Genomic DNA, 504 nt, shown 5'->3' on the forward strand with positions numbered 1-504 from the left:
GCCGCGAGCCGGTGATGAACCTCAATCAGGGCCAGGTCGGCCAGAGCCTGCGGGCGCTGGAGGGGCGTGGTTTTACCCGGCTGGTGATGGGCAGCCGTGCCGACCGCTGGGAGCACAAGGTCGACAAGGCGCTGGAACTGGTGCCGGCACAGGTGATTCTGACGGGTCTGATGTTTCTGCGCGGTCCGCAGACCGTCAACGAACTGCTGACCCGCAGCGGGCGCATGCACGACTTCGACGACGCCGAGCAGGTCGTGCATCAGCTTGAACGCCTGATTGCACGCGGACTGGCGGTATTGATTCCGCGTCAGGCCGGGCAGCGTGAGGATCGCTACACCCATGCCTTGGGCGATCCGGCGGATATTGAGGCGATATTGGCGGCGCGGCAGAATCCTGGGGAGCGCTCGAGCGCTGGCGTTTCCCTGGAGCGTATCGAGGAACTGGAAGCGCGGATCGCAGCGCTGGAAGAACGCCTGGCCCGCCTCGAATAATCACAACAGAACC

Annotated in this window: 1 protein-coding gene; it reads left to right on the top strand. The window is 64.7% G+C overall.

What is annotated here, in order from left to right:
- Positions 1-491 (top strand): DUF480 domain-containing protein (locus tag J5M56_RS24450; protein ID WP_207937991.1); only part of this gene is annotated, 491 nt, incomplete at its 5' end.
- Between the last annotated feature and the right edge of the window lie 13 nt (positions 492-504).

The organism is Pseudomonas sp. 51_B (assembly GCF_017491595.1).
GTDB classification, from domain to species: domain Bacteria; phylum Pseudomonadota; class Gammaproteobacteria; order Pseudomonadales; family Pseudomonadaceae; genus Aquipseudomonas; species Aquipseudomonas promysalinigenes.